This window comes from Bacillus sp. ABR, assembly GCF_056172715.1.
In genome coordinates this window covers 24,529-50,639 of sequence record NZ_JAOYSL010000006.1, presented here as the reverse complement: position 1 = coordinate 50,639, position 26,111 = coordinate 24,529, and the positions used below count along the sequence as shown (strand labels likewise).

Sequence of the window (26,111 nt, the reverse complement as noted above, 5' to 3'; positions counted from 1 at the left end):
ACGAGTGTATTGATGAAAAAAAGAACCTTATTAGGCAGCTTTTTGGTGGTCACGGGGCTGATGCTCATCTCCGTTCCTTTTCTATATGAGTGGCGAACTTCTCAAGAGACAGCAGCAATGGAACAGGCATTAAAGATGATTGAAGAAAATGAAAGTGATGCCCTTTCTTCTATTCTACATTTAACTGTGTCAGAAGAAGACCTGCGAGATGTGATGGAGCTAGAGATCCCGTCAATTGATTTAAACGAAAAAGTGCTGCCTGTTACAACAAAAGAAAATTTAGGCATTGCATTGACTCAAATCAAATCTCATCAAATGCCAGGTGAAGGAAATTTCACGATTGCAGGCCATAGAGGGTATAGAGGCGACCGCCTTTTCCGGCAGCTGCCAGAGGTACCTAAAGGAGAAAAAGTCGTCTTACATCATCAAGCTGAAACATACGAATATAAAATTGTCAGCTCTGCTACGATAGAACCGACGGATGTGGATGTATTAAAGGATCGCGGGAAAAATGAACTGACATTGATCACTTGTACACTTGATGGTCAGAAACGCTTTGTCTTAAAAGGAATACGAATCAACGCTTCAAAGGGTGAACAGCTGTCGGATGTATAACACCAACATAATAAATGATGGATGCGATGGAAAAGCAGCGCTCACGACCGGCATGTTACACCAATTGTTATCAGAGCAATATCCAACTTTAAAAAACGAATGTTGGGATGTTGATGTAGATACAATTCGGGCTTCACCTATTCTTCACCCTTTATTAAAAAGAAAGCTGCCAGTTGGTATTGAAAAATTCACATGTGTTTTGTTCACGCAACAGACAGCAGCTTTTGGAGAACCTTTGATTGTGTACTTTCTGTTGGATGAGAAAGGCGAATCGATTTACGCAATGGATCTATTGCTTGAGCAGCAAGATACCCATTAAACGAGAAAGATTTTAAGGTAGAAAAATAAAATCAGTCATATCATGAGGACTCTAATTCGTATACGAATTAGAGTTCTTTTATTTGTTATATATAGGCGTTTTGCTAACTTTATTATCTACTAAAATTAGCATATCAATTGGTAGAAGTCCGCTGACTAGCAGATAGTCTCCAATGACTGCTTCATAAGAAATAGTAGAAAATGCTAAAGATCATAATGTGTTGACTCCTAAATACTGATAAAATTTATTTGGATATTCCTTGATTATAGGTGTGGAGGTAAAAGCATGCTAAAAGAAGACCCCCAATATATTTTTCATCATGATAAACGACCAGAAGTTGTTCATGATTTAGCCGATGTAGATGAAAATTCTACTGAGTTGTTAATTATAGGGAAAACAATAAACATTGAAAAATTGAAATCTTTTTCTAACCTGACGAAATTGTGGATTTACAAAGTGGACCAAAAGGAATTCAATACGATCTTGAGTTTAGTTAATCCAAAAATGCTCTTTGTGCATGAACTGAGAGTAGAAGATTTATCAATGATAAGTTCTCTTAAAGATGTAGAGGTATTGGCACTTGAATGGAATACAAAGGCACAAAGTTTATGGGATTTATCAAAAAACACGTTTTTAAAATCTTTATCCATAAAAGATTTTTCAAAGTTGAATGACATAGCCCCTTTGCAAAAAAACACTGGTTTAGAATTGCTAGAATTGTCAGGCGGGGTTTGGAATTCATTAAATTTAAATACGCTTCAACCTTTAAGATACCTCAAGAATTTAAAATATCTGTGCTTATCAAATATAAAAGTGAAGGACGAGTCTTTAGAGCCAATATCGGAATTAGAGGGACTCAAGGAACTTGACATTTCGAACCAATTCCCGACAGAAGAATATGCCAGATTATCCGTAACCCTCCCAAATACGAAGTGTGATCGTTTTGCACCATACATCTTTTTATCAAGTCCTATTGTAGATAAAGATGTGATGGTGATTGGAAAGCGAAAACCGAAATTAAATTCAAAAGTGGATGGGGCAAAGTTGCAAAAATACGAAAAACAATTTAAAGCGTACCAACAAAAGTATATAAATTAACTTAAAAAGCAATGGAAAATCAATTCCATTACTTTTTCTATTACGCAAACAACTTCAGCCCAACCACACCAATCACAATCAGCAGCAGGCTGAGTATACGAATCATGTTTTTCGGCTCTTTAAATAGAATCATATTAAACAAGACAGAGCCCGCCGTTCCAAGCCCGATCCAGACCGTATAAGCGACGGATACTTGAACGGACGAGAACGAGGCGTATAAAAACAAAAAGGATAACGCAAACCCGCCGACAAATAAAATGCCTGTCGTGATTTGCTTTTTCTTACTAAACATATTGAGGCCAATGGTCCCGCCGATTTCGCAGGCAGAGGCTAACAGTACAAAAAACCAGCCCATGTTATACCGCTTCTCCTTTCTGCTCATGTGCATCTCCATCAGACACTTTCAGTCCAATAATCCCGAGAATTAAAATGCCCATAAATAAGAGTTTTTCAAATGAAAACGAACCGCCAAACAGGGCATAATCCATCAAAGATGTCCCAATCGTTCCAACACCGGCAAACACGGCGTACACAGTCCCTGTCGGCAGCTTTTCGCAGGCCTTCATTAAAAAATAAAAATCAACCGGGATCAGGCAGATAATGATGGCCCACTCCCACAACGCATCTGCTCTATTTAAACCAAACACCCAAAGTAATTCGAATAAACAAGTGAGTGCAACATACATCCAGCTTTTTTTCATTGTATTTCCTCCTAAAACTCAAAACTGACGATTCGTCATTTTAAAGCCAAAAAAGAGCGTACAGCAAGTGCTGTACTAAGTTAAGGTGTCTCTATGCCAAGTGCGTAAAGAAGAAATTGCTTCACCTCTCGCTTTTGAATCAGAACCTCTTCTGTATCTGTTTCCGTAAATAAGTACATTTGCTCAGCAGACGATTCGAGTAAACCAATAATGAATTTCGCCGCGTATTGACAGTTCAAATTCGCACGGACTCGGTTATCCTGCTTTGCTTTTTCTAGAAAAGCAGCGACCCATTTGTAAATCGGCTCATAAATATCTTCCCATTCCTTTAAATGCTCGGTGGCGGCTAAGCCTGAGTAGGTGAGGGCAAGGACATCACGGTATTTCCTTGTAAAAGCAAAAATAAATTCAACAAGCGCATCTGCTTGATCGAGGACATCTGCATGCTGAGTGAATTCCTTTTCGATCGCAGGCACCATCTGAGCGATCAGATGTTCAGCGATCGCAGGCATGACGGAAAGCTTTGAAGGAAAATATAAATAAAACGTTCCTTGCGCTACTCCTGCTGCTTTCACAATATCCGAAATGGTCGTCTTTTCAATGCCTTTTTCTTTAAACGCATCAATCGCAGCAAGCATAATCTTTTCTCGTTTCGACATATCATCACCGACCTTAAATGACTGAATGTCATTCAGTTTAGCGAGAAAATGACGATTTGTCAATATGGTTTTCTCTTCATTGAATGTGAGAATAAGTGATGAATAGATGCAGGCAAGCCTGAATAAGCTGTAAATATGGTCAAGCATCATCATGTGAGAAAGGGGCAGCTTTCTGTATGACATCCAGTGCTATGTTTTCCATTGCTTATTTTCTCCTGCTCGTCCCGCTCTATTTACATATGAGATACAGACAGGCAAAGAAGCAACATCGTTTTATCTATTTACGAACAGAATTGGTCCTTGCCTGCCTGTTTATTTATACGAATGTTTTATTATATTTGACGGTCTTTCCAAATCGTTTTTCCGCCCCAAGGGATCAGGTGAGTGTGAATCTCATGCCTTTGCAGTCCATTTATCAAAATCTTCACGCCTACCATCACGGCTACCCAAATCTCGTCTTTTTAAATTTAGCAGGGAACATATTGTTATTTGTCCCACTCGGTTTTTTTCTTTATCAAGCCTTTCGAACGATGCGCTGGCAAAAGGCGGTTCTTGGCGGCTTTCTCCTGTCAACCATGATCGAAGTGCTCCAATGGATGTTCTCGCAATCTGGTATCATTACAAGAAGCAGCGATATTGATGATATTCTTTTAAATACACTTGGCACAGCGCTAGGCTGTATCGTGTATCAGATCTATCGAAAAAGGAAGGAGAAAACCTGAGTGAAGCGAGTTTGTATTATTCCATGTGGCGCGAAGAAAATTTGGGACGTCGATCCAGAGGCAGGAAGCCAGCCAGCGAACCTTGTTTATTTAAGTCCCCTGCATCAGCGTACGAAAAGCTATGCTCAAACGTTCTTTTCAGACTGGACGATCTTATCAGCGAAGCACGGATTCTTAAAGGCAGATGATATCATACATGAAAATTATGATGTGGCTTTTGGTATACCGCATGCTAAGCAGATCACACGAGAAGAACTGAGCCGGCAATTTCATCAAAAAAATCTTTTCGCATATGATGAACTGGTGGTACTAGGTGGGAAGAAATATCGAAAAGTGATCGACCCTTTATTACATCCTCATCAAAAAGCGAATTACCCGCTGGCTCCATATAAAGGAATTGGCTATATGCTTCAGGCGTTACATCAAGCAGTGGAATCAAAAATAGAACTTCCGCCGCATATTTAACACATTCACATCTACCGGTAAGCAGGGTTTTGACCATTAAAAAGAGAATAATTGAAATAGCGATGCTGATTGTTTCATATCTTTTCAGCAGCCATTAGGATGCCCGTATCGCTCGGGTGAAGTGGCTCAATGAAAAAGGGAGGCGTATGAACATGACAACCATCTATTTAGCTGGTGATTCGACCGTTTCATCTTATCCAGATCGTCCTGTTCAAGGAGGATGGGGAGAGTTTTTACACCGCTATACAGCGCACGGCGTTCACGTCGACAATCGTGCCATTGGTGGAAGAAGCTCAAAAACATTCATTGAAGAAGGACGCCTTGATGACATATTGGCTGACATTCAGCCAGGAGACTGGCTTTTCACACAAATGGGGCACAATGATGCTTCCAAGGAGAAGCCCGAGCGCCATACAGATCCTTTCACGACGTATAAAAGCTACCTGTCTCAATATATTCACGGAGCAAGGGCAAAAGGGGCAACACCACTTTTACTCACTCCAGTCGGCCGTTTTCATGAAAAAGACGGAGAATATATCAACGATTTTCCTGATTACTGTGCCGCTATGAAAGAATTAGCCGATGAAGAAGAAGTTCTTCTCGTCGATTTAAATACCGCAAGTCTTCAGTTTTATCAAATTTCCGGCATAGAGAAAACGACCTCTTACTTTATGCTGTCAACAGGAATTGAGGATCGCACGCACTTTACAAAAGAAGGCGCAGATGCGATTGCAAGACTTGTTTCTCTTGAATTAAAAGACCTTGGTTTAACGATCGTGTGATGAAAGGCAGGACGAGTGAGCGCTCGTCCTGTTCTTTTTTGCAGAAAGCTATTGATTCCCTTCACTAGAGTAGACTACAATAGATACATATGATAATGAGAATCAATATCACTGATAAATAGATCATTCGATGGAAAACTGGAGGGACTCAAATGACAGATCAGCTTGAATTGTTTGACGTCACCATTATTGGCGGCGGGCCAGCAGGCATGTACACCGCCTTTTATAGTGGGATGCGGGACTTAAAGACGAAGGTACTTGAGTACAACGAAAGCCTTGGTGGGAAGATCCTTCTGTATCCTGAAAAGGTCATTTGGGATGTCGGCGGTTTGCCGCCAACAAGAGGAGAACAGCTGATACAGCAGCTGGAAACTCAGGCGAAAACATTTGAACCAGAGATTGCACTGAATCAAAAAATCACGTCATTCGAGCGAGATGAACATAATCATATCCTGCTGACGGCTGAAAATGGTGATCGTCATTTGACAAAGACCCTCATATTAGCGATGGGTCACGGCATTCCAGTTCAGCGGAAACTTGAAATCGAGCATGCGGACCGCTATGAAGTGACAAACCTTTATTACACTGTCCAAGAGCTCAAGACATTTGCAGGGAAGCGGGTTGTGATTTCTGGAGGCGGCGACTCAGCGGTTGACTGGGCCAATGCCCTTGCTCCAATTGCTGAAAGTGTCACCGTTGTGCATCGCCGTGACATGTTTGGCGGACATGAGAAAAACGTCGCCAATATGAAGGCAACTTGCAAACGAATTTTAACCCCGCATGAACTGACAGAACTGCATGGTCAAGGTGACAAAATTGATGCCGTCACCATTCAAAACATAGAGACAGGTGAAAAAGAACGAATCGAAACAGATGCTGTGATCGTTAATCACGGGATGAAAGGCGATTTAAGCGTGCTATCAGAATGGGGTCTCAAGCAAGGTGAATGGGGACTGATCGAGGTTAATGAAAAAATGGAAACCAATTTACCGGGCGTCTATGCAGTAGGCGACTTGTGTACACATAAAAGCAAGGTCCGCTTAATTGCTGGTACGTTTGTGGATGGAGTCAATGCGCTGAATAGCGCAAAGCTTTACATCGAACCAGAAGCCGAAAAAGTGGCATACGTTTCCTCTCATAATGAACGCTTTAAGGAGAAAAACAAAGAATTACAAACAGCTGGAGCTCGCTGATGAATATCCAGTCAAACATTGAAGTGCTAAAATTTTAGCACTTTTTTTATATGGAAGGAGAAAGAGAAAATGACAACCCGTACTCATACCATTCTGCGCATGAAAGAAAGTAAAGAGCGATCTCTTTCTGTCAAACAAACAGTCTCCTGGCATACATCTTTCCCTATGTTCTTGACATGCGACGGATCTGTGAGAATTGAAATGGAAGGATTGCAATATCAGCTCAACGCAAAAGACAGTATGTTGATCCGCTCAGGTATCAATGTCATGCTCCAATCTTTATCCAACGAACAGGTGGCGATTTATACGATCACATTTGATCAGTTTATCCTGACAAATGATGCGCAAAATGAATTGGTTTTTAAGATGAGTTATGATGATCTGCCGGATAATGGAGCAATGGTCAAAGGCTCTGCCGTGCTGTTTTCTTACATCAAACAAATGAAGGTGAGTCAGTGCATCCGAGAACAGGAGAAAAGGCTGGAGGACATCATGCACATTTTTCATCGTCAATCCAAGCCATACGCTGAGAAGGTGCATTATTCAATTGAAATGATTTTGCAGTATATGGCGCAGCATTATGAAAAAAAGCTTACGAGAAAAGACTTAGCCCATAAGATGGGTTTTCATGAGAGTTATTTTTCGACCTTTTTCAAACAAAGTATGGGACAGAGTGTGAGTGATTATATTGCACAAATTCGAATAGATGAAGCAAAAAAACGGCTTCTGCAAACAGATGATCAAATTCAAATGATTGCGCGACAAGTGGGCTATACAGACAGTTTATATTTCAGCAGGAAATTCAGGCAGAAAACAGGAAGGTCCCCTAGTCAGTTCCGAAACATTCGAAGACCAGAGCGAATTGCTGCTTTTCAATTTGTCGGGTTATTGGGCGCGCTAGGCATTCGCCCTGTCTGCATTGACCAAGATACCTTTCTCCATTCAGATATACTCAAAGATCAGCTGGCCGGTACGCTGGTCATAGATGAACACACGCCTGATGACGTATTCAAATCACTTCAACTAGATTTAATCATTATTCCTAACTATTTTTATTCGAAGCCTGCGTTGATCAAGCGGTTGGAGCGAATTGCCCCTGTCCTTGTTCTGCCATATGCCGGTGGTCATGTTGTAAAAGAGGTCTTATCTACAGGGCGCCTGTTAGGAAGAGAGAAAGAGGCAGTTGATTGGGTGAAACGCTTCGAACATCTGAGTCAAAAGGCAAGAAATGATCTATCTTCCTTTAGGGAAAAAGGAGAGACAGTCGCGATTTATGAAATGAGAGGACATGACAAAGTGTACATGTGGTCCTATGATGCTAGAGGTGCCTTCTACCTTTACGAAACGCTTGACTTAAAGCCTCCGAAGACGATTCTAGAAGAAGTTCTTCTCCCCAATCAACATACAGTCATTCCTTTAGAAAGGTTAAGAGAATACGAGGCGGATCACATGTTTTTTATTGTAGGTGTTGAACATGGGTGGTATGAACAAATGGATCAGCGGATGGAGGAAAGCGATGTTCTTCGTCAATTGTCCGCTGTGAAAAATGGAACCTTCTACCCATTAAAGCTAGAGGATTTTCGATTTGATGAAGGGGAGCGGGCTCTTCATTTGATTGACCGTTTTGTCTCCCGATTGACTGTGGCAGCCAATCCAACAATTGTCCATATGTAAGTTGCGAGAATCCTCCATAGACCACTTCGTATGAGGTTGGTAGAATACATGAGACTAGTAATTGATAATTATTCTCATTTGTATCTAGGAAATGAAGGAGGAATACTCATATGAAAAAGACATATTGGATATGTGCTGTCATCTTCATGCTGGTATTGTCAGCCTGTGGCAAAAAAGAAGAAGCCAAAACGGCAGAAACAGAGCAGCAAACGAAAACCATTGAGACTGTTAAAGGAAAAATCGACATTCCAGCAAACCCAAAACGCGTTCTCATAGATGGATATTTAGGCAGTGCAATTGCATTGGATGTTCACCCTGTAGGTGCAACGACTCAAGATTTAAAGAATGTACACTTGAAGGACAAGATCAAAGGTATAGAGGACATTAGTGACGAGCGTTCAGCTGAAAAAGCACTCAGCTTAAAGCCTGATCTAATTATCACCGCAGTACAGGATGAAAAAGTCTATGATGTGTATAAAAAAATAGCACCAACACTCGTATATCCTTACAATTCATTCAAAGACGCACATGAAGAAATCACAACCTTGGCCAAGGTGTTAAACAAAGAAGAGGAAGGAAAGGCGTTTCTCGCCTCCTTTGACCAACGAATCGAAGCAGCTCGAAAAAAAGTAAAATCTGTATTAAAAGAGAATGAAACAGTTTCCATCATGGGCGCATTTAAAAATGATGTGTTTGTGTATGGGAACGGAATTTACCGAGGTGGACAAGCACTATATCAACAATTGAAAGTGAATCCGCCAAAAGAGGTCAAAGATACAATTTTAAATAGTAAAACAGGCTATGAGGTACTCTCCTATGAAACCCTTCCGAAATATGCAGGGGATTATATATTCATTGATGAATCCAATGGCGGGACATTTGATAAAAATAATTCCATCTGGAAGAGTTTAAAAGCTGTCAAAAAGGAACAGACCTATCAACTGGATGCAGAATTCTTTTGGCCTTATGATCCCATTGCAGTCATGAATCAAGCTGAAAAGTTTGCTGATTTATTGACAGATTTATCTCATCATTAGGAGGTCTGTCAATTGTTCAAACGTTTTTTTTCATACTACAAACCCTATATGGGGCTGTTTATATTAGATTTTTCCTGTGCGGTACTAGCGGCCTTACTCGAACTATCCTTTCCGTTAGCCATCAGTAAAGTGATGGACGATTTACTGCCAAATGGTGATTGGGAAGCCATTTGGTTCTGGGGCAGTTTGCTGCTCATTTTATATGTCATCAGTTCCACCATGCATTACGTTGTGACTTATTTTGGCCATAAGCTGGGGATCAATATTGAGACCGATATGAGGAATCAACTATTCTCTCATGTACAGAGAATGTCCTTCCGTTTCTTTGACCAAAAGAAAACAGGCAAGCTCGTTTCCCGCATGACCAATGATTTAATGGATATTGGAGAGATGGCACATCACGGCCCAGAGGATTTATTTATCGCCATCATGACATTAACGGGCGCGTTTGGCCTCATGCTATCGATTAACTGGCAGCTTGCGGTTCTCACATTTATTGTCGTTCCATTCCTGATCGGATTATCTGTCTACTTTACGAAAAAAATGTCTGCTGCTTTTGATAAAATGTTTTCAAGCATTGGACAATTCCATTCACGTGTGGAAAACAATATTAGCGGCATTCGTGTGGTGAAAGCATTCGGGAATGAGTCACATGAAATGGATCGGTTTATCGAGCATAACGAGCAGTTTAGAAAAACAAAACTGACAACATATCAAATGATGGCGCTGCATACAGCAGTGAGTCATTTACTCATTAAAAGTGTCACCGTATTTGGCCTCGTGTGCGGTGCATGGTTTGTGCTGCAAAAAAATATGACATATGGTGAATTTGTTTCATTCGTCCTTTTAACAGGTATTTTCTTAGGACCCATTCAGCAAATCAATGCAGTCATTGAAATGTATCCAAAAGGTGCAGCTGGCTTTAAACGATTCGCATCACTGATCGATCAAACACCAGATGAAAAGGATGATGAGGATGCAATCGAAGTCCATCAGTTAAAAGGGAATATCACTTTTGAGCATGTATCATTTCAATATGAACCAAACAAACCTGTCCTGCATGACATCAATCTTGAGGTCAAGCAAGGAGAGAAAATTGCCATTGTCGGTCCATCTGGTGCCGGGAAATCGACCCTTTGCAATCTGCTTCCCCGTTTTTATGAATGGCAGGAGGGGAGCATTACAATTGATGGCATAGAAACGCGAAAGATGACACTTGCATCGCTGCGCGCACAAATTGGTGTCGTACAGCAGGACATTTATTTATTTCATGGGACGATACGCGAAAACATCCAATACGGAAAACTGAATGCATCTGAAGAAGAAATTTGGCAGGCAGTAGAGAAGGCTCAGCTTACGGACTTAGTCAAAAGTTTGCCAAAAGGACTTGATACGATGATCGGTGAGCGTGGGATGATGTTATCTGGAGGACAAAAACAGCGTATCTCGATAGCACGTATTTTCTTGAAAAATCCGCCCATTTTCATTTTAGATGAGGCGACCTCTTCGCTTGATACTGAGACAGAGTCATTTATCCAAGCATCATTAGAAGAGCTGGCTGAAGGACGAACGACCTTTATCATTGCTCATCGTTTAGCGACAATTCAGCATGCCGACCGCATTATTGTTCTCACAAAAGAAGGCGTAAAAGAGCAAGGAAAACATGAAGAGTTACTCAAAATAGATGGTCTGTACCGTCGTTTATACGAAACACAATTTAGAATGTAAGGTTCGAAAAGAAGACAAAGGGCTAAAATAAACATCATTTTAGCCCTTTTTGATGTTAGAAATTAACTGCGTGGCGCAAATAACATCACACTAACTCCAGCCAAACAGATCAAAGCACCCATCCAGTCATATAGATCAGGTGTTTTTCGATCGACCCACCAGCCCCAAAACACAGCAAGAATGACAAAAACACCGCCATAGGCAGCATAAACCCGTCCGAAAGTCGGAAACTGCTGAAAGGTCGGAATGACGCCATATGCGACTAGGATAAGGCTGCCGGCGATCCCGAAGCTGACAGGCTTTGCTTCACGGAGCCAAAGCCACACCAAATAGCCGCCGCCAATTTCTGCTAAACCTGCTAATAAAAAAAGAACTATCGTCACCATCATATATGGACACTCCAATTTCTCCAATTTACACCCTATTATGACATGCGGAAAGAATGCGTTCTACCTCAATTGAATGGAGAGATCAACTGATTAGAGAGTGGTCACACATGGATTCTTGACTTTTGTATCATGAGTGATCCAAATGGTCTGTTATGTCGTAAAGTAAGTACATTCTCATGAGGAGCACACTTCCTTTTTCAGCGCTCTTTTTTTCTCCTTGAAAAAAGAGTAAAGTACAAGGTAGGCTTATTTCAGTAAATCGAGTGATAAGCAATACGTGAAGGATTTCATGATGGATGCGCATGCTCTTTCTCATGAAAAAGGAAGGAGATGACCATGGACACACTGAAAGATTTTGAGCTGTATCACAAGATCAAATATGATCGTCACAAGCCCTCGCTTGAAGTGCTGTACGATCGCTATGAACGTGTATTATATTCGTTTATTTATAAAATGACTGGAAACCGTGAGCTCGCGGAGGAAGTGCTTCAAGAGGTCTTTATCAAGCTCTGGCGCGGCATAGGAGAATATCATACGGATAAAGGGAAATTCTCTTCGTGGTTATTCATGATGTCACGCAACACGGCCATTGATCTCTTAAGAAAGCACCGGAATGAAACGGCTTTGGAAGATGAGCATATTGAATATTTAGCCGATCATCAAGAAGATGTATCAAAAGAAGTGGAATGGAAAGAGGAAAAACAGATCATACGTGAAGCAGTATCTACATTGTCAAAAGAACAGCAAACCATCATAGAAGATGTCTATTTTAAAGGAATGACACAAAAGAGCATCGCTGAAAAGCTGGGCATCCCTATTGGTACGGTAAAGGGAAGGGTTCGATTGTCTTTGAAGCATTTGCGATCGAAACTGTCTCGCGGAGGAAAGGAGGAAGAGGCATGACTCAGTGTAAACATCAAGTGATTGATTATTTCAACGGGCATTTGCAAGGAGAAGAAAAAATGCAATTTGAAGAGCACATCAAGCACTGCCCAGCTTGCAAAGAAGAGCTTGAAGAATTGACAGCGCTCATGTCTGACATTCCACTTCTAGCCGAAGACCAAACACCTCCGGCAGGGATGAAAGACCGTATTTTATCCCAGGTGTTTGAAGAAGAGACAGTCGAAGAAAACAATAGCGATAGAAAAGAGCAAAAGGCTGCACCTGAGCCAAACGAAATCAAACCGCTGCAAAAGAAACGAAACCAATGGCTATTACCGCTCGTTGCCGCACTGCTTCTTATTTCATCAGCTGGAAATGTGTATTTCTTATCGAATGGAAAACAGCAGGCGGAAGAATCTGTCAGGGTTGTTGCCACAAAATCACTGGCTTCTGCCGCATCACCAAAAACGACAGGTGCTTTCTCAGTGATAGAGCATAACGGCAAAAAAGAACTTGTTGTGAGTGCAGACGGCTTAAAGGGTCAACTTGATTCATCTGCTGTTTATCAAGTGTGGCTCATTAAAGGAGATCAGCCAGTGCCAGCCGGTGCTTTTAAAACAGATAACAACGGGGAAGGAACCGTCACCTATGCGTTATCTGAAAAAGAAGCAAACGAATCATGGGATACTGTGGCTGTTACCCTTGAACCAAAAAAGGATAACAAGCTTCCGCAAGGTCCAGTCGTACTAAGCGCTGCTTTTTAAGTTTGATTCATCAAGGATGCCTTTTTAGGGGTATCCTTTTTTTATAGGTTTGGGAAACTTTTCGGCAAATGAAACGTAGTACATATGGAGGTGAAACAGATGAAAACATCTATAGAAAAAGTCCTATTTCTTTTATCAGTCAGACACGCATTGATTGCCTGTTATTTTTTAGTCTTTCCGTTCGTTGCACAAGTCCTTTATACCCCATCACCTTTATTGATCGTCCTCATCGCTCTTTTTATGATTCATAACCTAACAGAAAGTATTATTTGGTTCTACAAATCGAGAAGGATCAGAAAGCACCAGTCTGGTGATTTAACAAAACGCGGGCATGTCTTTAGCCAGCTCGTGCAAAGAGTTGAACAGCTCCTCATCGTCGGTTTTGTGATTCTTTTGATCAATGAATGGATACAGGGAAGAGTAGATCTAACTACTCTCTCATTCACTCTTTTTCTATTAATCATCGTTTTTCTGCAGCACATTCAGTTTTACTACGTTCAGCTGTTTTTTAAATCCAACAGCTGGTTCACTTATGTTCCTTCTTTGCAAAAGGCACGTCCTTCATACATGGCGAGAGAGCGAAAGGCCCTGAAGAGGTCATAAATGTGCCATCACTCGTTTGACCCAGCCATAAACATCAGAAAATTATGATAAAATGTGGAAAGAAAGAATGGAGAAAGGGAGTGCAAGCGAGTGAAAGCAGTTGGACTATTGGAGTATTTACCGATTGAGCATGAGCAAAGCCTGATGGATCAAGAGGTTGAAAAGCCTAAAGTCTCTGGCAGGGATGTACTGGTGAAGATAGAGGCTGTGTCCGTGAATCCAGTTGATACAAAGGTGAGATCACCGAAGGATCAGAAGGAAGAAAAACTGAAAATTCTTGGCTATGATGCAAGCGGTACGGTTGTTGAAGTGGGCGAAGCGTGTACATTATTTCAGCCAGGCGATCACGTTTACTATGCGGGAGATATTACGCGTCAAGGCTCGAATAGTGAATACCAGCTTGTGGATGAGCGTATTGTGGCGAAAAAGCCAGCTAATCTATCCTTTGCAGAAGCAGCAGCGATGCCCCTTACAACAATTACGGCTTATGAGGCTTTATTTGACCGGATGCATATGAAGCGGAATGCAGAAGGCTCAACCTTGCTGATCATTGGTGGTGCAGGCGGGGTTGGTTCAATTGCCATTCAACTAGCCAAATTAGCGAAGGCAACTGTGATCGCAACCGCATCAAGACCAGAAACAAAAGAGTGGTGTCTGTCATTAGATGCCGATCATATCATTGATCATCATCAGCCGCTTCTCGCGCAGCTCGAGGAAAAAGGAATCGGTGAAGTGGATTTTATTTTATGCTTAAATGATACAGATGGACATTTCAAAGGCATGGCAGAAGCCATCAAACCGCAAGGCACGATCTGTACCATTGTCGAGAACAAGCACAACCTAGACATTCAGTTACTCAAAAATAAAAGTGCGGCATTTGTATGGGAATTCATGTTCACACGTCCTATGTATGAAACAGCGGACATGATCAAACAGCATGAGCTTTTGACAGAGGCGAGTGAGTTATTTGAGCAAGGAAAAATAACGCATACCTTAACAAAGGTTCTCAGTCCGATCAATGCTGCTAACTTGAAGAAGGCACATCAAACACTTGAACAAGGAAAGATGATTGGAAAATTTGTGCTTGAAGGATTTGAGAGAGGAGAGAACATATGACGTCATTACAATATCCGATTGGCTTATATGAACCGGTAGAAACAAAAACGAAAGCACAGCTGGAAGCATGGATTGATGAGCTGGCTGCAATCCCCGAAGAGTATGAAGCAGTGACTGCACCGTTGACAGATGCTCAGCTTGATACACCTTATCGGCCGGGAGGATGGACTGTTCGTCAGCTCATTCACCACGTAGCAGACAGCCATCTAAATGCATACTTACGATTCAAGCTTGCTCTCACAGAAGATACACCGGACATACGTCCATATGATCAGGAGGGATTTGCCTCACTTCCTGACAGCAAGGCGCCCATCAGTTTATCCCTGCCTTTGATCAGCAGTCTGCATCGCAGGTGGGTCACTTTACTGCGGGGAATGTCAGAGGAAGACTTCAGCGCGTCTTATTATCACCCTGCCGATCAACAAACAGTGTCCTTATATGATGCAACGGGAATGTACGTCTGGCATTCAAAGCATCACCTTGCCCATATCACGGAATTAATCAAAAGAAATCAGTGGAAGTAAAGGAGTAAACGCATGTCTGGAAGAAGAATTGTCGGCGCCATGTTTATCTGTATGGCGGCATTGTTTTATATAGCGAAGTATGTTCTTTTTGAGATACGCTATAGTAACAGCTTAGGCTCAGAAAGAACGATTGAGGAACTTGAACAGCTGATTCCTGGCGGTACGTGGATCAGTATCCTTTTTCTCATTTTCGGCTTAGCCTATCTTTTATGGGATGACAGGGAAGTCATTCGTAAAAATCTTTTCACCCCAGATCGACAAATAGAAGAAACAAAAAAGACGGACCTCAAGTGACCGTCTTTTTTCTTTTTTACTTTTTTAGCCGCGTTCAGGACGCAGTGCTTTTTCTAAGATAGCAAGGCCTTCATTGACTTTTTCTTTTTCCTCGTCATTGAGCCGCTGCAGGGAATTTTTGATTTTTTCGTGTCCTTTTTGATAAATACTTCTGAAAATATTTTTCGCTTCCTCTGTCAGCTCTACGACAATGATTCTCCGGTCACGCTCAGAGTGCTTTCGCACGACAAAGTTAGACTGTTCTAACCGGTCAAGCAGACCTGTCATATTGGACAAAGAAGCGCCCATTTTTTCAGCGATTTCGGATACTTTGAGAGAGCCATGGTTATTGAGTAGCATGAGTACCTTCATTTGAGGCATACTCATATCAAGCTTCATCCATTCAGAAACATCTCCAAGACCTGCAGCTGTGAGCACTTTCATATAAAGAACCCATGTCTTTTTTTCCTCTGGAGATAGAATCTCTTCTTTTAATACGGTGGTGTCATGAATATTATATTCCACGCTTGTTCACTTCCTTTAAGCGGCTCTTTTTCTTTATATTACTGATTTTCACTTCTAATTGAAAGGTTCGTCAAGCTTTTGAATGTTAAACTGCATGAATCAAGTGGTATTTGTTGTATAATAATGTTCAGTTGAAATAATTGAAGCAACCTAGAAAGTTGGGAAAAACATGTGGAACAAAAAAACGGGTATGACGATCTTAAAAATGCTTTTTCCGATCGTGATTATCCTTGTCTTGATCTTTGTCGCGAAGCAGGAGCTAAGCGGACTTTCCATTAAAAAGACGTTTTATATTATTGACAGCTTGAACCGAATGGATTTGTTTATTCTTGTCTTTCTTGGACTAGTCGCGGTTTTATCGATGTCCTTATATGATTTTATTTTACGAAAAAGCCTTAATATGCCGATCAGCGGATGGAAAACGATTCGCATTTCCTGGATTGCAAACTCCTTTAACAGTGTTCTTGGATTTGGCGGTCTATCAGGAGCAGGGCTTAGAACGCTTCTCTATAAGGAGTACATAACAGATACGAAAAAACTGCTGAAAGGCATTGCCCTTTTGACTTCCTCTGTGCTTTTGGGCTTATCTATTTTCAGTGATCTGATCTTGGTCAGGGTGCTTCCTGTTGAAAGTATTATCAGCCAGGAGCCGTGGCTATGGGCATTTGTCATTATCTTTGCCTGTATTGTACCGATATATATCGTCATGGCATCCATTCGAAAAAGCTCGATTGAGAGCGGTGAAAATGGACTAAAGCACCCAATTTACGCTTATATCGGTGCATCGTTTTTAGAATGGCTGGCAGCTGGACTTGTTATGTACATGGCTGTCGTCTCTATGGGAATGAATGTCGATGTCCGAATTGTATTAGGTGTATTTGCGATTGCATCAATTGGCGGTTTAATCAGTATGGTTCCGGGCGGATTTGGTTCGTTTGACCTCATCTTTTTACTGAGCATGCAGTACATTGGTTTTGATAAAGAGATGGTGCTGACGGCGCTCGTCTTGTACCGCTTCGTGTACTCAATCTTCCCGTTTATCCTAGGGCTTTGTCTAGCTGCTTACGATTTAACGGGCACAACGCTTAGACGTCTTGAAGGCAATCCGAAAATGGCACCTGCCATTGAAACAACGAACGTCTTAATTGTTTTGCACCGTGCTTTATTAATCCGGTTATTGTACGGATCTTTATCGATTTTAACCTTTGGAAGCGGCTTGCTTATCATGGCGTCTGTTGTGCTTCCAGTCGATCGATTAGGTGTGATTACCAGCATTCCGCGCTTTCTTTTATCAGGATTTAATGGTCTTTCTTTAATGTTCGGAATCATTCTGATGATTTTGTCCATTGAAGTGTATAAAAGAACGAAAAGATCGTACGTGCTGACAATGATCTCTTTAGCAGGCGGTTTTGTGTTTACTTTGTTAAAGGGGTTTAACCTCAGTCTAATCTTTATTTTGCCAGTCATCATGGCTGTGTTTTTCTCTCTTCGAAATCAATTTGTGAAGCAGCAGGCACCTTATTCTTTGAATCAGTTTGTGGCGGCTGCCGCTGGATATTTATTCGTGCTCTTTAACTATAATGTCATTGGTAACTATATTTGGACAAAAATCGGGCATTTCTTGAGTAAGGATTATCTCGTTCACAATGAACGGCATATCACGATGACAAGCATGATTGCTCTCATCGGTGTCCCGCTTTTCTTCTTCATTAGTAAATTGATTTTTAATAAGAAAGCATTTCCGATTGGAGAAAAAGCAGATGAGGAAAAATTAAAAACGTTTTTAGAAGAAAAGGGCGGAAATGCCCTCAGTCATCTTGGCTTTTTAGGCGACAAAAAACTATTTTTCTCAAGTGATGGAGAAGCGATGCTTCAGTTTGGACGAATTGGCCGCTGCGTCATTGTGCTCGGAGATCCATCTGGACGTGAGGCGTCTTATCCGCTTGTACTTGAAGAGTTTTTACAGGAGACAGAAAAAGCCGGCTACCGCGTCGCTTTTTATCAAGTAGAACGAGAAGGGATGGCTCTTTATCATGACTTAGGCTTTCACTTCTTTAAGCTTGGGGAAGAAGCCATGGTCGATTTAGAAACGTTTACTCTGTCAGGTAAGAAAAAATCAAATTTACGAGCTGTGGCGAATAAATTTGAACGAGAAGGCTACACCTTTGAAATGCTGGAACCTCCCTTTTCAAATGAGTTGATCTCAACTTTAAAACAAATCTCTGACAGCTGGCTCGGAAAGAAGAAAGAAAAAGGATTTTCGCTCGGTTATTTTCAAGAAGACTATCTTCAAAAAGCACCGATTGCGATTCTAAAGGATGAACAAGGGCAAATCATTTCCTTTGTATCATTGATGCCGATGTATCAAGAAGGGGAGATTTCCATCGATTTAATGCGTCATATGCATGATGCACCGAACGGGATGATGGATGCGCTGTTTATCCACCTGTTTCAATGGGCGAAAGAAAGAGGCTACAAATCGTTTAACATGGGAATGGCACCTTTATCAAATGTGGGGACGTTCCATCAGTCCTTTCTCACGGAGCGTTTGGCGAGTGTTATTTTCAACAATGTCAGATATATGTACAGTTTCAGCGGTTTACGGTCGTTTAAACAGAAGTATAAGCCTGAATGGCGCGGGAAATATTTAGCGTATAAAAAAAATACGTCACTGCCTGTCACAATGGTGCTTGTCACCAAGCTGATTGGGACGGACCCAAATCGAAATCGGCGTCGATAAACCAAAAGACCTTTACCTTTCACTAGGTGAAGGTTTTTTTAGACAAAAGAATAGCAAAAGTGGTAAAGTTGAAGGGTAAGGGGGATGTTCATATGACATTAAATGAATGGTTTACAAAGGGATTAGCTGAACGTACATATGTACACAACATGGAGAAAAACCGGGAAAATCTACTCACGGTGTACAACCAGTACGCAATTCATCAAAAAGAAAAAGAGCTGCTTCAAAAGCTGCAAAAGAAAAAGCTCAGAGCACTTGTCATCACAGCGGATTGGTGTGGGGATGCAATGGTCAATGTCCCGATTTTCATGCGTATTGCAAATGAAGCACTCATTGATGCGCGCTATTTCATTCGGGATGAGAATCTAGACCTGATGGATCAGTATTTAACGAACGGGACCGCAAGATCGATTCCGATTATCGTCATCATTGATCAGGACGGGAATGAAGTGGGGAAATGGGGACCTCGCTCAGCAGAAGCACAGCGCTTTGTGGACGAGAAAAAACCGGACAAAGATGCACCTGATTATGAAGAAGCTTTTCAAGTATTTGCGAAAGAAGCCGCACATCACTATACGACAGACCGTTACTTATGGAAAGATATTGAGAAAGAAATAGTAGAAGTTTTGGCAAAAATATAAACCAAAAGACTACTTCGCCGCAATGGGAAGTAGTCTTTTTTTATCTTGTTTTTGCGTTTTACCTACAAAACCACCGCATAAAGGTGTAGAAAACCGCAGAATTCTATCAAAAACCGCAGAAAACCGCAAAGCACCACGATTTTCCCAACCACTTTTAGTTGAAAAACCTCATATATGCCATGAAATCAATGATTTTGCCCTTATCCAAAGGCTCATATAACGCACAAGGGTTGGCTTTTTCCCAATACAAGAGGCCCAGCAACTATAGTAATCTAGTTGTAATCTCCTTTGAACGAACTAAAAAAATGACAGAAAAGGACAGGCGATCAATTTATGAAAAAAATCATTTATCTCGATCAAGAAAAAAAGAAGCTCGCTGAATCGAAAAAAAGAGAACAGCGTTCCATCAAATCACTGAGACTGCTTGTGTTTTATGATGGACAAAGTCCTTCATGTGCAAAAATGATTGATTTGTTAAAATCACTCGATTGGAAAAATCGGATTCACTTTGAATCCTTTAGACACTCGCAGCTGCTCAGGCTGAATAAAATCAGTGAAGAGAAGGCGGAAAAACGAATCGTGTCTATTTCCCTAGCCAAAAACCAAAAGAATTCAGGGATCTATACTTGGCTGCGTATGGCTTGCCATATCCCTGCATTATGGGGAACGGTCCCATTCATCATGCTCAGTATTTGGCTTGGCTTTGGACAGCATGCGTACGATTTTTTTGCAAAAAGACGGTATATTCATTCTGTCAAACGGATGAACCATCATGACACAGATCAACAAAAGACTATTTAATAAATAGAAAAAGCATGACCTTCGATCGGCAGAAGGTCATGCTTTTTTGTAATAGGGAAGATATACTGTTAAATGATCTAGCAGCTTCTTTGTGTAGAACTTATAGGCCTGATCATCAAGCTCAGCACCTGCATAGGTAAGCAAGGTTCTAAGCGCAAACAAATATTCACTGTGCAGCTCATTGTGTTCAAAGTAAGGAAGGGCTGCTTCGATCAAATAGGTTTTCAAATCAAGAGGATTTTCCTCAATCATCAATTTATAGATTTTGATCATATATAAACAGTTTGGCTGAATACGAGGCTGTTTTAACAGCTCATGTATGTAGGGAAGTGCCTTTTTGCGGTCATATTCAGCATATAGTGTCGCAATTTCATATAGCGTTTCACAGTAGCGATCTTCTATCTGTTCTTGATTAAAGTAATTGAGTGAATCTAGTAAATAAGGCACAGCTGAAGAGAAATCACCTTCACGTTTTAAAAGCACCCCGTAATAAAAATATGCGGACATTTTAATATAGGCATCAGGGTAAAGGGAAGTGTGCAAAATCACTTCCTTTATATATTTCTTCGCAGTTTGATAGGCTTTTAGTTCAAGTGAGATCACGCCGTGAATAAGTGTACAGTGAATAATCCGCTTGAAATTGTTCTTTTGTCTATATAAATCCATCGCTTGATGTGTCGCTTCAAGCGCGTCACCGAGCTGTCCCATGTTTCCGAGTGCTTTTGCATAGTGATAATACAAATCACTTTGTTCAACTGAGGCGTAGGAAAAGCAGCTTTCAAGCTTTTTCAGCCCATCCTCAAGCTGACCAATTTTAATTTGATGAATACCGTCTAGATATTCAAAAATTTCTTTTTCCGTTTCAATAAACGTTTTTTCGAATTTTTTGAGCACGCGGTGTGTTTTTAAGGCAAGCGGCTGTTTTTCCGTTAATAAATAAAATTGAAATAAAGACAAATGATACTGAATGCCTAAATCCAGTGAAAAGAACTGCTCCTCGTGCTGAATGATCATTTCTGCATTTTGTTCAGCCTGATCGAGAGCATAGAAGTACATATTCATTTGAAACTCATCCAAAAGTGATAGCAGATGACGCGCCTTTTGTGACAGCTTTTCTTGGCTGATGCCAAGCCGTTCAAGCAGCAGATTGATCGTATCTTGATTGGCCTCCTTTGAGCCATTTTCAATTTTACTTAAATGAGAGACAGAACAAATTCCGTCTGCCAATTCAGATTGGGTCATATTTTGTTTATAACGGTAGAGTTTAATGATTTGTCCAATATTAATTTTCATTCCATCCAGAAGCCTCCCTTCCAATCATGGTTGAAAGCCTTTTGACAAAAAAACTGAATCAGACAAAATGGGAATACTTGAAAATCATTTCATCATCTTGGCTTTTTTCTCAAAATTTGTTTAAAACGTAATATGATTGTAACATTACTTGAAAAAGTCAAACAACTATTTAGCAGACGGGGAGGAGAGATACTTGATTTGCAACTGCACGCGATGATGTTTATAATGTGAATGAGAATCAATTTCAATTAAGGTTGATTGAGAGGATGACATATATGCCAGAAACGAAACAACAAAAAGACGCGTTAACGGTTCGAGACGCTGTCAGATATAGACGATCGATTCGCAAATTCAAAGACACACCGGTGACGATTGAACAGCTTCAGCCGCTATTAGAGGATGCAGTCTATGCGCCGAACCATAAAATCACGGAGCCGTGGCGCTTTTTATATGCGGTGACGGATGAAGCCAAAGCCACATTTGTAGAGCGCTTCATTGCTTTCTTTCAGCGCAACAACCCAGATGCAAAAGAAGAAAAGATCAATCAATACAGAGATTACTTTTCTAAGGTCCCAGCGCTTTTACTTGTCGTACTAAAAGAAGACGAGAACCCTGTGGTGAGAAATGATGATTTTGCCGCCGTGAGCGCGCTTATTCAAAATCTCCAGCTGCTTGCATGGGATCAAGGAATCGGTATGGTATGGAAGAGCGGACGTATTTTATACGATAAAGGCTTTCAACAAGACATGGGATTAAAGGAAAACGAACGGTTTGCTGCGATCCTTCATATAGGTTATCCAGAAGAGGTGCCTGAGGAAAAATCACGCCAGAAAGCATCAAGTCTTCTTACTGAAATCAAATAAAAGAAAAGCAGACCGCTGAATAAGGTCTGCTTTTTTACTTATTGTTTTTTGGCGCGCTCATCGGCTGCTTTCATACGTGCCATTGCTTTTAAGTCATTCGGATCTGCAAGTTCTTTGGAAAATTCAACATATTCGCCATCCGTCTCTTGTGCTGCGAGTTCGTGGTTGGATTTTTTGTGTTGGTCTTTTTTCAAAGTCTTTCCCTCCTTTACAAGATCACTTTAGTTATGTGCTTGTTGGAGGGGAATATCCGTCTTATTTGTTTCTTTTTTCTGCTGCTCTTTCCGCTTTTTTGAATTCCTGCTGATACAGGACTTCCTGAGTTTTCTTCAGCTTCGAAGTTGGCTGGTGTTCTTTTTTCTTCATCAAAATCGCCCCCTCATATCATTTCTAATAGGATGGATGTTTTTGACAACATTTATTCCTCAGAATGCAAAATCGCTTCTTTTAGTTCAGGGTGCAAAAAGTCATAAGAAGAGAGCAGTGCTTTTTTTGGCAGAGCACGCTGGCCTTCTAAAACAAGCAATGACATTTCACCGAGTGCCGTTTTGATCACAAACGATGGCACCTTCAGCCAATGGGGACGGTGAAGGGCAGAAGCAATGGTTTGTCCAAGCTGTTTCATTTGAACAGGATTCGGTGATGTCACATTGAGCGGGCCTGAGAGGTCGTCATTATGAATCGCATAGGCAATGAGATGTGCCACATCCTCAACATGCACCCATGAAACCCATTGCGAGCCAGCGCCAATTGTCCCGCCGGCAAACATCTTGTAAGGAAGTGTCATCAGCGGCAGTGTGCCTTTTTCTCCTAACACGACGCCAAAGCGTGTGTAGACCGTACGAATGCCGAGGGCTTCAATCTTTTGCCCCTCAGCCTCCCAAAGTTTTGATGTATGACTTAAGAAATCAGTATCCGCAGGAGGTGACTCCTCCGTAAAATCTCCTGTTTGAGATGTGCCATAAATCCCGACAGCACTTGCTTGAATCAGCACAGTTGGTTTCGATTCCTGCGCTTCTATTATGCGTCTTACCTCTTGTGTTGATTTGAGACGGCTGGAGAGGATGCCTTCTTTTGCCTTGTCTGTCCAGCGTGTGAAAATGGATTTTCCAGCAAGGTTAATCCATACATCGATGGCAGGCAATTCATGCTCAGGCGCAGCACCTTCGGTAAGCCACTGCACATAATGTAAATGATTTTGTTCGGATTCCTTTGGATTTCTTGTTAAAATATATAGATGATGTCCCTCAGCAGCGAGCACTTTTGTAACATGCTGGCCGATAAATCCGGTTCCTCCGGTAATGGCGATATTCAATTGACATCTCTCCTCTCATATACATACCTATATCTTTCACGATTTTGAATCAGAAGAAACATCCTGACTGTTTTGGAAAAGGAGTGATCACAGGATGCCCTATATTACAAAAATTTCTGCTCAGAAAAACAATACCGAGCGGGTCAACATCTTTCTTGATGAAAAGTACGCCTTTAGCGTTGATTTAGATGTGCTCGTCCAGCACGATTTAAAAAAAGGCAAAGAGCTGGACGAAGCAGATATCATTGAGATTCAATTCGGTGATTCGGTGAAAAAAGGATTTCAGCAGGCCGTTGATTATTTATCCTACCGTATGAGATCAGTGAAAGAAGTCACCGATTATTTAACGAAAAAAGAAATCCCGGCACCTGCTATTAGTGAAATTATACACAAATTAAAGCATTATAAGTATGTAAATGATCTTGAATTTGCAGAAGCCTATGTCAGCACCCATCGCAAAACGAACAGCAAAGGACCGTCCGTCCTAAAAAAAGAATTGAAGCTCAAAGGTATAGACGATGACACGATTGAACGGGCGCTATCGCAATACCCTGATGACTTACAGCTAGAGGAAGCTGTTAAGCAGGTTCTCAAGCTTGTTAAAAAAGAAAAAAATCGTTCTGCAAAAGAGATCGAGCAGCGCATTAAGCTGCAGCTGCAGCGAAAGGGTTTTTCGTTTGAGATCATTGATAAAGCCCTTCAAGAAGCCTATGATGGACAAGAAGAGGAAAAGGAAGAAGAGGCCCTCCTTTATATGCTGGAGAAGGCAAAACGCAAGGTAGGATATGACGGATCATTTGAAAAGAAGATGAAAGTGAAGCAATTTTTATTCAGAAAAGGCTTTGATCTCGATACAATTGATCACGTTTTAGACAAAGGGGAATGACAGATGGAAAAACGCTATAGTGAGATGACAGAATACGAATTGAAGCAGGAGATTGCCGCCCTTTCTGAAAAAGCACGAAAGGCTGAGCAGCTTGGCATTGTGAATGAATACGCAGTTTTAGAACGGAAAATCGATATGGCGAAAGCCTATTTATTAGATCCAGCCTCGTTTCAAACGAAAACGACTTATCAAATCAAAGACACAGAAGAAGAGTTTTATGTGGAATATTTAAATGGCGTGTTTGCATGGGGATATAGAGTATCGGCTCCAAATAAGGAAGATGCCCTGCCGATTTCAATGCTGACGCAAAAGGACTGATCCAAAGAGATCAGTCCTTCACCGTGTAGACAAACCTTCGCATTCGTTGTCAGGTCTGCGCGCCGGTACTCACGAATGTCAAATTCGCTCCGTTCCGGTGCTCACCCTTCCTAGGGCTGCAAAGGTTTTCTATCACGCTGAAAAGAAGACAAAGGGCTAAAATAAAAATCATTTTAGCCCTTTGTCAACAATCTGAAGGACTGATCCTAAAAGATCAGTCCTTTTCTTTACTTCGAACGTTGTTTACGGACGTTGTTCTGAAGTACGATGTCGTGCTGCGTTTGCTGCGTTTCTCCGTTGACCTGAGAGGCAGAATGCTTTGCATTTGCCCATGGTTGAGGGTAAGCGGTTGTCCTTAATTGAACAAAGTCTGCCATATACGATTTCCCATTTGAACTCATATCTCAAGCACTCCCTTTGGAAAAATTAGCGTTTCCCTGATGCCCTCATCCGTTCCTGTGGACGTGTATTCGTTTCACCATTCGGCCGTTTAGACGCATAAGCATCTGTAGCGCCTGGTTCGCCTTCAAACTTGTGATTTACCTGATTTGGAAAGCCTTTTGCTTTATTACGCATATCAAATCCCTCCAAACAATACAAATCATTTGCGTCTTTTGAAGACGTAAGGGTAGTATATGAAAAAAGAAGTTTTTTTAAAAAGGCACTTTCTGTTAGATGAAGGAGGAACAGGCATGGAACAATACTTTGAGCGATTAACAGAACAACTTATGGAAAAAAACAATATGCTGACATATGACGAAGCACGTACATGGGTAGAGCTGCTTTGGAGTGATTTTGAAACGACTTATGCAAAGGCTGGCCGCAAGTATAAGGGACAGGAAACAACAGAACGAATTGTCCAAGAGTGGATCGAGAGCTACGGCGCGCAGCTTCATTTATTTCAAAATAAACAATCAAAGGCAAACGAGCATCTGCAACAAAACAATCGAGGGCTGCTTCACTAAAAAGGTTGCCCTTTCACTTCCATTCATCTTTTTCAATTATTAGGAAAATATACAAATGAACAAACAACTTTATGAAACAATACCCAGTCTGTGATCGAAATTACAGGCTTTTTACAATGATTAAACTTAAAATTACATTAAATTCATCCTGTTGAAAATCACTGGAAATAAAACTCTGATATAATGAAACGATTGAAGAGACATGTAATTTATGGATAAT

At 41.1% G+C, this 26,111-nt stretch carries 34 protein-coding genes; 23 read left to right on the top strand and 11 right to left on the bottom strand.

The annotated features are described in order from the left end of the window. The first annotated feature begins 12 nt into the window (after positions 1-12). The 3 genes from OIT90_RS17335 to OIT90_RS17325 all read left to right on the top strand — a co-directional run bounded on the left by OIT90_RS17335 (position 13) and on the right by OIT90_RS17325 (position 2,032). Positions 13-615, top strand: coding sequence for a class D sortase (locus OIT90_RS17335; protein WP_339209153.1), 603 nt, complete (start codon positions 13-15; stop codon positions 613-615). Next, the gene (locus tag OIT90_RS17330) at positions 608-934 is read left to right on the top strand and encodes a hypothetical protein (RefSeq protein WP_039177201.1); all 327 of its coding nucleotides are present in this window, start codon (positions 608-610) and stop codon (positions 932-934) included. Before OIT90_RS17335 ends, OIT90_RS17330 begins: the two co-directional genes overlap by 8 nt. A gap of 285 nt (positions 935-1,219) precedes the next feature. Next, complete coding sequence (locus tag OIT90_RS17325) at positions 1,220-2,032, top strand: leucine-rich repeat domain-containing protein (RefSeq protein ID WP_339209155.1); 813 nt, start codon at positions 1,220-1,222, stop codon at positions 2,030-2,032. Between the two features lie 40 nt (positions 2,033-2,072). Here OIT90_RS17325 and OIT90_RS17320 read toward each other — a convergent pair whose 3' ends face one another. The 3 genes from OIT90_RS17320 to OIT90_RS17310 form a co-directional block, all read right to left on the bottom strand. Next, positions 2,073-2,387 (bottom strand): DMT family transporter, encoded by a 315-nt coding sequence (locus OIT90_RS17320; protein WP_003217878.1) that lies wholly within the window; start codon positions 2,385-2,387, stop codon positions 2,073-2,075. A gap of 1 nt (position 2,388) precedes the next feature. Further along, a complete protein-coding gene (locus OIT90_RS17315; RefSeq protein WP_047202046.1) occupies positions 2,389-2,733 on the bottom strand; it encodes a DMT family transporter in 345 nt (114 codons plus the stop codon). A gap of 80 nt (positions 2,734-2,813) precedes the next feature. After that, complete coding sequence (locus OIT90_RS17310; protein WP_126681428.1) at positions 2,814-3,392, bottom strand: TetR/AcrR family transcriptional regulator; 579 nt, start codon at positions 3,390-3,392, stop codon at positions 2,814-2,816. Positions 3,393-3,568: 176 nt separating this feature from the next. On the opposite strand from OIT90_RS17310, the gene OIT90_RS17305 reads away from it, so the two are divergent. The 7 genes from OIT90_RS17305 to OIT90_RS17275 all read left to right on the top strand — a co-directional run bounded on the left by OIT90_RS17305 (position 3,569) and on the right by OIT90_RS17275 (position 10,993). Then, positions 3,569-4,114, top strand: coding sequence for a VanZ family protein (locus OIT90_RS17305; protein WP_126681339.1), 546 nt, complete (start codon positions 3,569-3,571; stop codon positions 4,112-4,114). Then, positions 4,115-4,579 carry a DUF6884 domain-containing protein gene (locus OIT90_RS17300; protein WP_474892773.1) on the top strand — a complete coding sequence of 155 codons (465 nt, stop codon included), beginning with the start codon at positions 4,115-4,117 and terminating at the stop codon, positions 4,577-4,579. 152 nt (positions 4,580-4,731) lie between these two features. Beyond that, a complete protein-coding gene (locus tag OIT90_RS17295) occupies positions 4,732-5,361 on the top strand; it encodes a rhamnogalacturonan acetylesterase (RefSeq protein WP_059377652.1) in 630 nt (209 codons plus the stop codon). A 152-nt stretch (positions 5,362-5,513) separates the two neighbouring features. After that, on the top strand, positions 5,514-6,554 hold the full coding sequence (locus OIT90_RS17290; RefSeq protein WP_024425818.1) for an NAD(P)/FAD-dependent oxidoreductase: 1,041 nt from the start codon (positions 5,514-5,516) through the stop codon (positions 6,552-6,554). Positions 6,555-6,623: 69 nt separating this feature from the next. Continuing rightward, positions 6,624-8,228 carry a helix-turn-helix domain-containing protein gene (locus OIT90_RS17285; RefSeq protein ID WP_474892772.1) on the top strand — a complete coding sequence of 535 codons (1,605 nt, stop codon included), beginning with the start codon at positions 6,624-6,626 and terminating at the stop codon, positions 8,226-8,228. A gap of 110 nt (positions 8,229-8,338) precedes the next feature. Beyond that, positions 8,339-9,265 (top strand): ABC transporter substrate-binding protein, encoded by a 927-nt coding sequence (locus OIT90_RS17280; RefSeq protein WP_048240082.1) that lies wholly within the window; start codon positions 8,339-8,341, stop codon positions 9,263-9,265. Positions 9,266-9,277: 12 nt separating this feature from the next. After that, positions 9,278-10,993: an ABC transporter ATP-binding protein gene (locus tag OIT90_RS17275; protein WP_058837453.1), complete on the top strand. Its 1,716-nt coding sequence runs from the start codon at positions 9,278-9,280 to the stop codon at positions 10,991-10,993. A 62-nt stretch (positions 10,994-11,055) separates the two neighbouring features. Here the strand turns inward: OIT90_RS17275 and OIT90_RS17270 are convergent, their stop codons facing one another. Next, on the bottom strand, positions 11,056-11,382 hold the full coding sequence (locus tag OIT90_RS17270; RefSeq protein ID WP_024425817.1) for a YnfA family protein: 327 nt from the start codon (positions 11,380-11,382) through the stop codon (positions 11,056-11,058). Between the two features lie 336 nt (positions 11,383-11,718). Between OIT90_RS17270 and OIT90_RS17265 the strand changes: the two genes are divergently transcribed. The 6 genes from OIT90_RS17265 to OIT90_RS17240 all read left to right on the top strand — a co-directional run bounded on the left by OIT90_RS17265 (position 11,719) and on the right by OIT90_RS17240 (position 15,565). Further along, positions 11,719-12,285, top strand: coding sequence for an RNA polymerase sigma factor (locus OIT90_RS17265; protein WP_039177235.1), 567 nt, complete (start codon positions 11,719-11,721; stop codon positions 12,283-12,285). Then, complete coding sequence (locus OIT90_RS17260; protein WP_059377645.1) at positions 12,282-13,028, top strand: anti-sigma factor; 747 nt, start codon at positions 12,282-12,284, stop codon at positions 13,026-13,028. Before OIT90_RS17265 ends, OIT90_RS17260 begins: the two co-directional genes overlap by 4 nt. 99 nt (positions 13,029-13,127) lie before the next feature. Continuing rightward, the gene (locus OIT90_RS17255; RefSeq protein WP_224930819.1) at positions 13,128-13,631 is read left to right on the top strand and encodes a hypothetical protein; all 504 of its coding nucleotides are present in this window, start codon (positions 13,128-13,130) and stop codon (positions 13,629-13,631) included. A gap of 90 nt (positions 13,632-13,721) precedes the next feature. After that, positions 13,722-14,747 carry a zinc-binding alcohol dehydrogenase family protein gene (locus OIT90_RS17250; protein ID WP_474892771.1) on the top strand — a complete coding sequence of 342 codons (1,026 nt, stop codon included), beginning with the start codon at positions 13,722-13,724 and terminating at the stop codon, positions 14,745-14,747. Beyond that, the gene (locus OIT90_RS17245; RefSeq protein ID WP_390275687.1) at positions 14,744-15,271 is read left to right on the top strand and encodes a YfiT family bacillithiol transferase; all 528 of its coding nucleotides are present in this window, start codon (positions 14,744-14,746) and stop codon (positions 15,269-15,271) included. The genes OIT90_RS17250 and OIT90_RS17245 overlap by 4 nt, the downstream gene beginning before the upstream one ends. 12 nt (positions 15,272-15,283) lie before the next feature. After that, positions 15,284-15,565 (top strand): hypothetical protein, encoded by a 282-nt coding sequence (locus OIT90_RS17240; RefSeq protein ID WP_058837448.1) that lies wholly within the window; start codon positions 15,284-15,286, stop codon positions 15,563-15,565. A gap of 24 nt (positions 15,566-15,589) precedes the next feature. Here OIT90_RS17240 and OIT90_RS17235 read toward each other — a convergent pair whose 3' ends face one another. Then, positions 15,590-16,069 (bottom strand): MarR family transcriptional regulator, encoded by a 480-nt coding sequence (locus OIT90_RS17235; protein WP_024425228.1) that lies wholly within the window; start codon positions 16,067-16,069, stop codon positions 15,590-15,592. A gap of 169 nt (positions 16,070-16,238) precedes the next feature. Here OIT90_RS17235 and mprF point away from each other — a divergent pair, with 169 nt between their 5' ends. From mprF to OIT90_RS17220, 3 genes are all read left to right on the top strand, one after another. Further along, positions 16,239-18,809 carry a bifunctional lysylphosphatidylglycerol flippase/synthetase MprF gene (mprF, locus tag OIT90_RS17230; protein WP_366204566.1) on the top strand — a complete coding sequence of 857 codons (2,571 nt, stop codon included), beginning with the start codon at positions 16,239-16,241 and terminating at the stop codon, positions 18,807-18,809. A gap of 92 nt (positions 18,810-18,901) precedes the next feature. Continuing rightward, positions 18,902-19,450 carry a thioredoxin family protein gene (locus tag OIT90_RS17225; protein WP_039177253.1) on the top strand — a complete coding sequence of 183 codons (549 nt, stop codon included), beginning with the start codon at positions 18,902-18,904 and terminating at the stop codon, positions 19,448-19,450. A 333-nt stretch (positions 19,451-19,783) separates the two neighbouring features. Then, a complete protein-coding gene (locus OIT90_RS17220; RefSeq protein WP_039177256.1) occupies positions 19,784-20,251 on the top strand; it encodes a thiol-disulfide oxidoreductase DCC family protein in 468 nt (155 codons plus the stop codon). 36 nt (positions 20,252-20,287) lie between these two features. On the opposite strand, the gene OIT90_RS17215 is transcribed toward OIT90_RS17220, so the two are convergent. Continuing rightward, positions 20,288-21,544 (bottom strand): transcriptional regulator, encoded by a 1,257-nt coding sequence (locus tag OIT90_RS17215; protein WP_144495557.1) that lies wholly within the window; start codon positions 21,542-21,544, stop codon positions 20,288-20,290. 275 nt (positions 21,545-21,819) lie between these two features. Here OIT90_RS17215 and OIT90_RS17210 point away from each other — a divergent pair, with 275 nt between their 5' ends. Then, a complete protein-coding gene (locus OIT90_RS17210) occupies positions 21,820-22,407 on the top strand; it encodes a nitroreductase family protein (RefSeq protein ID WP_039177261.1) in 588 nt (195 codons plus the stop codon). A 38-nt stretch (positions 22,408-22,445) separates the two neighbouring features. Here OIT90_RS17210 and OIT90_RS17205 read toward each other — a convergent pair whose 3' ends face one another. From OIT90_RS17205 to OIT90_RS17195, 3 genes are all read right to left on the bottom strand, one after another. Beyond that, entirely contained in the window at positions 22,446-22,601 is a 156-nt protein-coding gene (locus OIT90_RS17205; RefSeq protein ID WP_075611052.1) for a YfhD family protein, read from the bottom strand. A gap of 61 nt (positions 22,602-22,662) precedes the next feature. Next, on the bottom strand, positions 22,663-22,773 hold the full coding sequence (locus OIT90_RS17200; RefSeq protein WP_017358836.1) for a YfhE family protein: 111 nt from the start codon (positions 22,771-22,773) through the stop codon (positions 22,663-22,665). A gap of 52 nt (positions 22,774-22,825) precedes the next feature. Then, positions 22,826-23,722, bottom strand: a complete 897-nt coding sequence (locus tag OIT90_RS17195) for a TIGR01777 family oxidoreductase (RefSeq protein WP_151284155.1) — start codon at positions 23,720-23,722, stop codon at positions 22,826-22,828. A gap of 94 nt (positions 23,723-23,816) precedes the next feature. Between OIT90_RS17195 and recX the strand changes: the two genes are divergently transcribed. Beyond that, on the top strand, positions 23,817-24,608 hold the full coding sequence (recX, locus tag OIT90_RS17190; RefSeq protein WP_058837445.1) for a recombination regulator RecX: 792 nt from the start codon (positions 23,817-23,819) through the stop codon (positions 24,606-24,608). Positions 24,609-24,611: 3 nt separating this feature from the next. Beyond that, the gene (locus tag OIT90_RS17185; protein WP_039177269.1) at positions 24,612-24,926 is read left to right on the top strand and encodes a YfhH family protein; all 315 of its coding nucleotides are present in this window, start codon (positions 24,612-24,614) and stop codon (positions 24,924-24,926) included. Between the two features lie 227 nt (positions 24,927-25,153). On the opposite strand, the gene OIT90_RS17180 is transcribed toward OIT90_RS17185, so the two are convergent. Together OIT90_RS17180 and OIT90_RS17175 are read right to left on the bottom strand one after the other, a co-directional pair. Beyond that, positions 25,154-25,327, bottom strand: coding sequence for a YpzG family protein (locus tag OIT90_RS17180; RefSeq protein ID WP_008360604.1), 174 nt, complete (start codon positions 25,325-25,327; stop codon positions 25,154-25,156). Between the two features lie 25 nt (positions 25,328-25,352). Then, on the bottom strand, positions 25,353-25,502 hold the full coding sequence (locus tag OIT90_RS17175; RefSeq protein ID WP_003217849.1) for a small, acid-soluble spore protein K: 150 nt from the start codon (positions 25,500-25,502) through the stop codon (positions 25,353-25,355). A 116-nt stretch (positions 25,503-25,618) separates the two neighbouring features. Between OIT90_RS17175 and OIT90_RS17170 the strand changes: the two genes are divergently transcribed. Continuing rightward, complete coding sequence (locus OIT90_RS17170) at positions 25,619-25,891, top strand: YfhJ family protein (protein WP_024425219.1); 273 nt, start codon at positions 25,619-25,621, stop codon at positions 25,889-25,891. The last annotated feature ends 220 nt before the right edge of the window (positions 25,892-26,111 follow it).